We start from the raw sequence: 9013 nt of genomic DNA, 5'->3' as shown, positions 1-9013 counted from the left end.
GAGGGGCGGCTGGTTGCTGTCACGGGCAGTGATGACCAGACGGTGCGGGTCTGGGATGTGGCGGAGGGCCGCCCCCTGGGTCAGCCCCTCACCGGGCATACCCGTTCGGTGCGGGCGGTGGCGGTGGCCTTGCTGGAGGGGCGGCTGGTTGCTGTCACGGGCAGTGATGACCAGACGGTGCGGGTCTGGGATGTGGCGGAGGGCCGCCCCCTGGGTCAGCCCCTCACCGGACAATCGGGCGTGGTGAGCGGCGTCTTCACGGCCTGCGTGGACGGCCGCCCTGTCGCCGTCACCCACTGCAGTGAGAAGGAGCGGGTCCAGATCTGGGACCTTCTGGCGGATCCACACCGCGCCGGTCACACCGCTGCCGTGTGCGCTGTGGCGGTCGCCGACCTCGACGAGGGTCCCGTCGCCGTGACGAGCGGCGAGGACGGGACCGTACGGGTATGGGACCTGGCCGATGGCCGATCAGTCGGCCAGGCGTGGGCCGGCGACGGCGTGGCCAGGTCCCTGGCCACAGCCACGATCGAAGGTCGGCCGGTGGTCGTTACGGGCGGCGGCCACGTGGGCTTGTGGGACCTGACGACCGGCCGGTCAGTCCGCTGGCTCGGAAGCCACCGCCGTGGCGGTGTGAACGCGGTTGCCGTGGCCACCGTCGACGGCCTACCGTACGCCATCACCGGCGGCAACGACCGGCTCGACCTGGACGGTGACGAGGACGACGGAAGCGTACGGTTCTGGGGCCTGCCCGAGGGGCCGCCACACGGTAAAAGCGAGGGCGCTCTGGTGCGGGCTGAACTGCGGCTGGGCACCGACGAGGGTCAAGGACACTTGTGGCTGGAAGAACTGTCCCGGGAAATTCCCCGGCGTGAGTGCCACCGGCTGGATGCCCATTGGGTGCGGGCGTTGGCCGTGGCCACCGTTGCGGACCGTCCCATTGCCGTCATCGCCTGCGGCAGCTACGGCGAACTACGTGCAGTGGACCTCACAACCTGGCAAAGCCTACCGTTCGGGCACCATGAGAGCTGGGTCAACGCGGTGGCCACGGCGACCGTTGAGGGCCGTCCCGTGGCCGCCATCGCTGGCGAGGACGCGACAGGGCGTGTTTGGGACCTGACCACCGGCGAGGCTCTCGGCCAACCCCTGATCGGTCACACCGCTCCCATACGAACCGTGTCGGTCACCACTCTCAACAGCCGACCGGTCGTCATCACCGGAGGAGACGACTGCACCATCCGCGCCTGGGACCTGAACACTGGCCAGCAGGTTGGGCCGGAGTTGTGCTTCCCCAACCCCATCAGGGCCGCGGCGACCACCACCGGGGGTGAGCTGATCGTCTGTCACGGAACCGAGATCACCCTCTTTGCCCACGACAGCCCTGATCGGACAGCCCGGTGATGCTGGGAGGGATGGCGGGTTGCTGTGCGGGCGGGTCGCTGGCCTGGTGTGCCGGTACGCGGCGCAGCCCACCGCGGACCGGCCCGACGGCGCGATTGTGGCCACCACCGTGCCCAAGCGCTGGGAGGGGTAGCCGGTCGAGGTCCTGGACCTCACACCGTGAGCCGGCCTGGTGTATGCCGATGCCGTTGAGTGCCGAGAGGTCGTTCGTGTTGCCGGATGACTGGCCGGGGCCGGTCGCCGATCTTCAGGTCTCCCATGACGGCGCTCGCGATACCCGGCCCCGCGACGACTGCGGCCCCGCTACCGCAGGTAGCCCTGGTCCACCCGGACACCCCGCACACGCCCTACGACCGCCGCTGCAACACCGGTGTAGGTGCTTGATCTCCGCGGCCTATGTCGAGGCTGTGAGCTGGGGGTTCACGCGCTGTCTCACGCCGTGTCATGCGGCTTGAGTCTCAGATCCGTGGCATTTGTTCGACAAACCGGCAACCGATGGGCTCATGGTTTGTGCCGCTCAGTTGTCGAACCAGACCACGGGTCGGACATTGTTGTCTAGGAGGTCCTGACAAAGGCGTTGGACGTGTCGGGGGGTGATGAGGCAGGTGGCGAGGCCGAGGAACGCTTCGTGGATCTCGTCTCGTCGTTCCCATCGGATGCGTAGGCGGCGGAAGCCGTGGAGCCAGGCGATGGTCCGCTCGACAACCCACCGGTGGATTCCAAGGCCGGATCCGTGCGGGACTCCGCGTCGTGCGATCACCGGTTTCACACCCGTCGCCCCGACCAGACGGCGGTACTTGTCGTGGTCGTAGCCACGGTCGCCGAGCAGGCTGTCAGGCCGTTTCCTTGGCCGTCCGACCAGGCCGGAGACCGATGGGATCTTCTTCAGTAGCGGTATCACCTGGGTGACGTCGTTACAGTTGCCGCCGGTCAGCGAGATGGCGGGTGGGATGCCCTGGCCGTCAGGTGGTGCTTGCTGCGCGGTCGACCGGGCTGGGCCCGCTTTTGGGCCTCGTCGAGCGGCCCGGACATGGCTGGAGTCGATCACCGGCCGCGACCAGTCGAGTTGCTTGGCCGCCCGCAGCCTCTCGAGCAGGATCACGTGGAGCCTGTCCCAGACGCCGGCCTTGTCCAGGCCTTGAGGCGGCGCCAGCAGGTCATGCCCGAACCGAAACCCAGCTCCTGGGGCAGGTACTCCCACTGGATGCCGGTATGCAGCACGAACAAGATCCCGCACAAGGCCTGGCGGTCCGGCACCCGCGGCCGGCCCGGCTTCAGCTTCGGCGCCGGTATCGGCAGCAACGGCTCAATCGACCACCACAGTTCATCCGAGACGATCCACGGACGAGACTCCCTCTTTCCCACGGCCAGACCAACGAGCATCCAAGCCGACAGGCACACCTCGACCGGCTTCTGTCAGGACCTCTAACATCGCGCCTTATGATCACGGTTGCCAGCTGGAATGTTCTGCACCGCGTCCACGCCGAGAACTGGGGCGAGGACGTCCTGAGGGGTTGCCCGGCCGAGTCTGAGCGGATCGCCGCGGTTACGGCGTTGCTGGTGGGACGAGACGAGCACGTCATCGCCCTGCAGGAAGTTAGCGGTGACCAACTGGCCAGCCTCCGCCTTGCCCTGGCCGGCCGGAGTATCCACGCGTTGAGGTACCCGCGCGTCCCAGCACCGCGCCACGGGAGCTGCTCGCTGCGCGACCCCGAGGAGTACCTCGTGCTCCTGGTCGACGGACCGAGCCGGGAGGTCGCTGCCGAGTCCTTCGAGGACGACCCGGGGAAGGGCGCGCTCGCCGTCGAGACCGCCGGAACGCTGATTGTCGCCACGCACGTGAGCGGCGATCAGCGGCGCACGCGCCAGCTGGCACGCCTGGCCGAATTGGCCGCCTCTTCGCGGGGATACGCAGCAATACTTCTCGGGGACTTCAACACCGACCGTGCCACCGTAGCGTCGGCTCTGGGTACTTGCTTCGCCGTCGCGGACCTCCCGCCGGACGGCCTGCCGACACGGCCGCGCACGTCAGGCTCGAAGTCGCAGTGGATCGACCACGTGGTCGTGCGGGGCGCTGTTGTCAGCAACGCAGCGGTCGAGAGGATGGAGGGCCTTTCGGACCACAATCTGGTCCGCGCGACCGTCACCATGTGAGCTGGGCAACGAGCGGGGGAAGAGACCCGACAGCGAGTCACCACCGCCCCTTGCTCTACAGGCCCGAGCTGCACGGTCCACCCCCGTCGGCCGACCTTCTCGACCTCGATGAGGGTTGCGCTCTCCCGGAGACGTGACAGCGTACCGAGGAACGGCGAACAGCCAAGTCAAGACAGCCCTCGTCCATGGTCGGGTCGGATTCAGTGCAACGCGAGGATTCCGGCCTCGCGCGTCGACGGCGGGGGGACTCTTCGGGGTCGCCGCTCTCCCGGATCTTCGCCCAGTACCGCTTGAGCTGCGACATGGTGGCGTTGACCTGTTCGAGGGCGGCCGTGGATCGGTGGTCAACGTTGCGTCCACAGCCGCCTTCCAGCCGACGGCGTACTTCGCCGTCTATGGCGCGTCCAAGACCTTCGTGCTGAACTTCAGCCTCGCGCTCGCCACGAGTAACGGCGGCGCGGCATCCGTGTGCTCGCGCTCTGCCCGGGGCCGGTGGAGACCGCGTCGGGCCGGTCCGGCATCCGTCATCCGGCGGAATGAAGCCCGCGCCGAAGCCCCCGAACCAATGCAGCACCATCTGTGCCAGCGTTAGGGCCGCCACGTCCGCAAACGGTGGCGGCGGATGGACGCCATTACGGCGCAGGCCGGTCCGATCGTCCCGCCCCCCAACTCCCGGCCGCCCCGGGTTCAGGCATCAGCCGCCAGTCGAAGAGCATCAGCTCCCGCTCCCAGCCGGGCGATCTGGCCAAAGCGTCGGCGGCCTGGGGCACGTGCAGAAGACAGGGGTGGCGCAACAGCTCGCGCCGGTCGGTCAGCGCGACGGTGAAGGACGCGTGGTCCGGATCGCAGCCGGGCCCGAGTCCGCCGGGGGTTCAGGAACATCCGCGCTCACCTCGCCTGCCCGACCCGTGTTCCCAATCGCCGAGGCGCTGGCACCGGACGGCCACCCGGCGCCAAGAACAAACCTGCTGCGCTGGCAGGTGCGGGAGAGGGCGCGGCGGAAGGCGGACCCGAGCCTGGGTGCTCGACATCCAGAGCATGTACAGGGCGGCCGGGGTGCCCGCGGAGTCGGCGGGCGTGATGCGGCCAAAGAATACCGGGCTCAAGCACGGCCTGGCCGTTGACGTGTGGCGCATGGTGATTGTGGTGGCGGTTCTCGCCGTGTCCGTGCACGACAACGCCGCCGGCATCGCTGCTGGACATGGGACATCGTGTTTCCACACTTGAAGACGGGTCTGGTCGAGCGTGTGTTCGTGGAGGGTGGTACAGGCCACGTCACCTCGCGTACTCCGGACGACCGCGCCGTGGACTGCCCCTGCTGCGGCATGGCTGCGCATCGTGTCCACGGCCGCAATCAGCGGCATCTCGCCGATACCGCTGTCGCTGGGCGTCGGTGGTCATCGACTTGTTGGTGCGCCGTCTCGTCTGCGATCAGCCAACGTGCCTCCGGTGCGTTCATTGAGCAGGTCGGGGACCTGACCTGCGTCCGATCGTGGCTACCTGTGCCATGTGGTCCGACAGGAATGCCGTGCCGCCTGACGGCATCGCGACCGGCTCCGTGAAGAGCAGACCGCTCCCGGTGACCGGGTAACGGGCGGCGTCACCGTGGACGAGCAGGTAGTCGACCCGGTACGCCGATGCACCGGCAGGCAGCAGCTCGGCGTGGAAGGTGGGCAGGTCCGCTGCGGCGAACGGATCCCGCCATCCACCTTCGTCCACCAGCGCCTCATACAGAGCTGAACTGCTGGGGAGGTTGAAGTCGCCGCCGGCGATCACCAGTTCGGTGTCGCGGTCGCGCGCCTCCCGCACGACCCGGTGGAACCTCGTCAGCTGCGCCATCTGCAGGGCTTCGTGCCGGTTGCCCGCCGACCAATCCCCGTCCCTGTTCGCGGTCAGATGCACGTTGGCCACCACCGTTCGGTGTCCGGAGACTTCGAAGGTCAGGACGCCTTGGAGACGGCTGCCCAATGTCACCGCGCAGCGGAACAACGGGCCGCCAGCTCGCGGCCGCGTGCCGCGGAACGACATGTACCGGACTGCCCGCAACGGCCTTCTGGAAAAGGAGACCAGGCCTCCGGCCGGCTGACCGAGCATGCCGGTCCTGCGGGCGACGAACGGGAACGATGGCAGGTGCCGCGCGAGAAACCTTTGCAGACGCGGGGTCCAGACCTCCTGGAAGTTCACGAGGTCCACGTCCGTCCGCTCGAGGCGGCGGCAGAACTCGGCCGCTCGCTTCTTCACGGGCCGCAGCGAGTTGGACATTCCGCAGCAGACATTCAAGGACGCCAGGCTGACACTCTCCCCGTCAGTCGTCACGCGGCCACCCCCTGAGCTCGAGTCTCACTCACCTTGAGCGTCTCGCCTCCGACCAGCGGCCGAGCGCCACCAGCGACAGGCCTTCGTTGTAGGAGCCGAAGACGCAGAACGCGGCCAGCATCAGGCAGAAAACCCAGAGCACCAGGCCCCTCCGTAGTCCGATGTGCTCAGCTCGTAGGTCAGGGTGTAATGGAACCATGAGGACTGGCCAGTAGCCGAACAGGACCCACCCGTGGCCCGGAGACCGGTGATTCCGAAGAGGTGGCGGAGCGTCCCGGCGCCCAGCAGGAACCACAGGACCAGTCCCAGCCTGGTCCAGGCCAGTATCGCGGCGTTCGTGAGGACATCCTCGGTGGGCGGATCGAATCCGTCGCTCTTGTCCGCCACAGTGATCCCGACCACCACATCCCGCCAGGTCACCAGGTCCGCGCGCTCCCCAGCCCCCGGCGGCGCTGTAAACGGAGGAGGCAACCTCCCGGCTCGCCTCGGACCCGGAGGCGCGCCGGTACGTCACAACGTAGTGCGTCACTTTCGACGTGGCCCCGCTTCCATCGGAGTTCAACTCCGTCGGACGTGTCGCCCCGGCTGCCGATCTCCCGCGCGATGCAGCCGCGCGTGGCCCCGGCCGGGGTCGGTACGCCCCCCGAGCACAGACGCGGATGGCGGAGTCCCGTGACGTCCTGGTAAGGCTCCACCGCCCAAAGCATCGCGCAGACGATCGCGGCCGCCCCGACCAGCAGCACCCCTGCCTGAACGATCACGACCCGTCGGACGCGACCCCCACCCCGTCCCCACGTCGATCCCCCGGCCGACGACGCGAGCCTGAGCCCGTCATGCCCTGCCCCGTGCGACTACTCGAGGAGTGGCGGACGCTCATACGCCACTGCGGCAGTCACCGGGGCTCGGCCCTTGGCTCATGATCCTTCCAGACATCCGACCACGAGCCATCCGTGGAACTACGTAGATTGCCGCCCTGGTTTCCCGGTTCCCGCATCCCGGTGGGACGTCGACGTTCTACTCAGAGGGCGGTGCGTGAGGTGATGTCCGTTTCGCTCTTTCGGGAGGGGCAAGCGGGCTGGCCACGGCGTCACCGGGCGGCTCCGGCCGCGGCTGGGTGAACAAGCCTTGCTCGGTCTCGACCACGACTGATCCGCAGATCCCACGACCACCTCCGAGATCAGTCGCGGCGTACATCAGCGCTGCCGCTTCGATTACTCACGGGAAGATCGCGCGCCAACGGGAGGCCTGCCGCGTGTCCCTCCGACATCGGTCGCAGCCAGCAGCAGTTCAAGTACGTTCACGCCGACGGTTCCTCTTCCGGTCGGCAAAGCAGTTTGCTCTCTTGGCGTCCGATGCTTTCTCATGATCTCGGAAGCCGTACAGGGAGGGCGGGATCATGAAATGGCGATGGGACAGGCAGCACCGAACGCAGAAGGGGTTCGGCGGAGCGGAGGCCCCGGAGAGCCGGGTGCTGCGGCACTGGGGCCTTCAGAGCGTGGAGTGGTGGCCGTGGCTGCGCCGCTCGCCGGTGGCCGTCGACCTGCTCGCGTGGTGGGGACACGCGGAGGCCTACCGGGCCCTGGTCGGGGAGGATGCGTACCAGGAGCGGGGGCGCGAGCTGTTGTCCCGGGCGTCCCCCCGTGACTGCGCGGCGGCGGGCATGGGGTGCGAACGGCGCATCGACCGGGCGTGTCGCACTCCGGAGATCTGCGCTCTGGAGCCGGCCGCGCCGGGCCGTCGCGAGGGCCCGGCGCCGGGAGCGTGCAGCGGTTTCTACGGGGACACCTGGCTGAGGGTGAGGTTCAGCCCTGACGACCGGCATCGGGCGGTGTCCTGTCGTGAGGACGAGAAGTGGGCATCTCGCCTGTGGGTGGACGGCGTCCAGGTGGAAGCGGACGTGGCCCTGGACTTCGGAGGCCACTGGCAGGGGAACCGGTTCTACGTGGTGCAGGCCATGGGCCGGGACGACCATCCGATGCAGAGGTGGGGCCCGGGAGGGGGCTGGATCGCCTCGTTGCTGATCCACGATATCGAGCGGGGCGCCTCGCGCCTGCTCGTGCCGGAAGACACCGAGGCGTGGACCGATCCCCTCGTCGTCCTGACCGGGGACGAGTTGAGGATCTACGCGGACCGGGCGGCCCACGACGCCGACGAACCCGGCCGTGTGCTCCGCCTCGGCGAGGCCGTCGCCGACGACGGCACCGAGCCCGGGACCGACGGCTACTGAAGGAGGGCAGCGGAATGCAGGGAAAGGTGCCGTAGGGAAGCCGAGCCGGGTGGCCCCGGACTTGTTCCGCACCCGCTTCATGTCGTCTTCCAGCAGCGTCCCCTCTCCACCAGGTTCAGCCACGACGCGCTGGTGGGTGTGAAGTGCAGGTGGAACCGCGGGTGCGCCAGCAGCCACTTCTTCCCGTCCGGTGTCTTGTGGGTGGCGTAGTTGTCGAGGATCAGATGGACCTGGAGGTCTGCGGGCACTCCCTTGTCGAGCTTGGTCACGAACTTCTCGACCTCGGCGGCCCGGTGGCGGCGGTGGGAGTGATCGGATGACTTGCGGTGGCGACTTCCAGGGCCGCGTAGAGGGTGGTGGTGCTGGCACGGATGTAGTCGTGGCTGCGGCGTTCTGGAACGCTGGGCATCATCGGCAGGACCGGCTTGGACCGGTCCAGGGCCTGGATCTGCGACTTCTCGTCCACGCAGAGGACCAGGGGCCTTCTCCGGCGGGTCGAGGCAGAGCGCGACGACGTCGCGGGCCTTGTCGATTAACAGCGGGCCCGTCAGACAGCTTGAACGTGTGCGACCGGTGCGGGGCCAGGGCGAACGCCGCCAGATCCATGAGACCGTCCACTGCGACATGCCCGTGGCCGTGGCCGCGGCCATCGACCGGGTCGACCAGTGCGTCGCGTTCTTCGGCTTCTCTTCGAGCGTCTTGACGATCACCCGCTCGACATCCGCGTCCGTGATCTTCCGTGGGATACCCGGCCGTGGCTCGTCGCCCAGCACGTCCAGGCCGTGCTCGAAGGAGCGCCGCGCCAGGTGCGGACTCCGGAGCGATCCGCAGCCGCCGCGACACCTCCATGACCGAGTGCCCCTCTGCGCACTCCAGTACGATCCGCGACCGCTGAGAAGACAACGGCGGAATCTCCGG

General features: G+C 68.4%; 9 protein-coding genes and 1 pseudogene. 5 read left to right on the top strand and 5 right to left on the bottom strand.

The genetic code is table 11. The annotated features are described in order from the left end of the window. On the top strand, positions 1-1398 hold a 1398-nt coding region (locus ACFCZ1_RS15075), incomplete at its 5' end, for a WD40 repeat domain-containing protein (protein WP_376678719.1). 517 nt (positions 1399-1915) lie between these two features. Here ACFCZ1_RS15075 and ACFCZ1_RS15070 read toward each other — a convergent pair. Further along, positions 1916-2781, bottom strand: a protein-coding gene (locus ACFCZ1_RS15070; protein WP_376678718.1) for an IS5 family transposase whose coding sequence is annotated in 2 segments (ribosomal slippage) — positions 1916-2529 and positions 2529-2781 — 867 coding nt in all. Because the reading frame shifts where the segments join, the coding sequence is not laid out codon by codon here. Positions 2782-2838: 57 nt separating this feature from the next. Here ACFCZ1_RS15070 and ACFCZ1_RS15065 point away from each other — a divergent pair. The 3 genes from ACFCZ1_RS15065 to ACFCZ1_RS15055 all read left to right on the top strand — a co-directional run bounded on the left by ACFCZ1_RS15065 (position 2839) and on the right by ACFCZ1_RS15055 (position 4779). Then, positions 2839-3552 (top strand): endonuclease/exonuclease/phosphatase family protein, encoded by a 714-nt coding sequence (locus ACFCZ1_RS15065; protein WP_252308852.1) that lies wholly within the window; start codon positions 2839-2841, stop codon positions 3550-3552. 133 nt (positions 3553-3685) lie between these two features. Continuing rightward, entirely contained in the window at positions 3686-4144 is a 459-nt protein-coding gene (locus tag ACFCZ1_RS15060; RefSeq protein ID WP_308295784.1) for an SDR family NAD(P)-dependent oxidoreductase, read from the top strand. 428 nt (positions 4145-4572) lie between these two features. Beyond that, positions 4573-4779 (top strand): hypothetical protein, encoded by a 207-nt coding sequence (locus tag ACFCZ1_RS15055; protein WP_252308850.1) that lies wholly within the window; start codon positions 4573-4575, stop codon positions 4777-4779. A gap of 228 nt (positions 4780-5007) precedes the next feature. Here ACFCZ1_RS15055 and ACFCZ1_RS15050 read toward each other — a convergent pair whose 3' ends face one another. After that, on the bottom strand, positions 5008-5868 hold the full coding sequence (locus ACFCZ1_RS15050) for an endonuclease/exonuclease/phosphatase family protein (protein ID WP_252308849.1): 861 nt from the start codon (positions 5866-5868) through the stop codon (positions 5008-5010). Between the two features lie 1396 nt (positions 5869-7264). Here ACFCZ1_RS15050 and ACFCZ1_RS15045 point away from each other — a divergent pair. Further along, positions 7265-8095, top strand: a complete 831-nt coding sequence (locus tag ACFCZ1_RS15045; protein WP_252308848.1) for a hypothetical protein — start codon at positions 7265-7267, stop codon at positions 8093-8095. Positions 8096-8172: 77 nt separating this feature from the next. Here ACFCZ1_RS15045 and ACFCZ1_RS15040 read toward each other — a convergent pair whose 3' ends face one another. From ACFCZ1_RS15040 to ACFCZ1_RS15030, 3 genes and pseudogenes are all read right to left on the bottom strand, one after another. Next, complete coding sequence (locus ACFCZ1_RS15040; protein ID WP_266599528.1) at positions 8173-8364, bottom strand: transposase; 192 nt, start codon at positions 8362-8364, stop codon at positions 8173-8175. Further along, complete coding sequence (locus tag ACFCZ1_RS15035) at positions 8361-8561, bottom strand: hypothetical protein (protein ID WP_252308846.1); 201 nt, start codon at positions 8559-8561, stop codon at positions 8361-8363. The genes ACFCZ1_RS15040 and ACFCZ1_RS15035 overlap by 4 nt, the downstream gene beginning before the upstream one ends. A gap of 193 nt (positions 8562-8754) precedes the next feature. Further along, positions 8755-8868, bottom strand: a pseudogene (locus ACFCZ1_RS15030) (IS630 family transposase); the annotation flags it as partial. Between the last annotated feature and the right edge of the window lie 145 nt (positions 8869-9013).

This window comes from Streptomyces sp. NPDC056224 (genome assembly GCF_042267665.1).
GTDB lineage: Bacteria > Actinomycetota > Actinomycetes > Streptomycetales > Streptomycetaceae > Streptomyces.
This window is presented reverse-complemented; position numbering and strand designations above follow the sequence as displayed.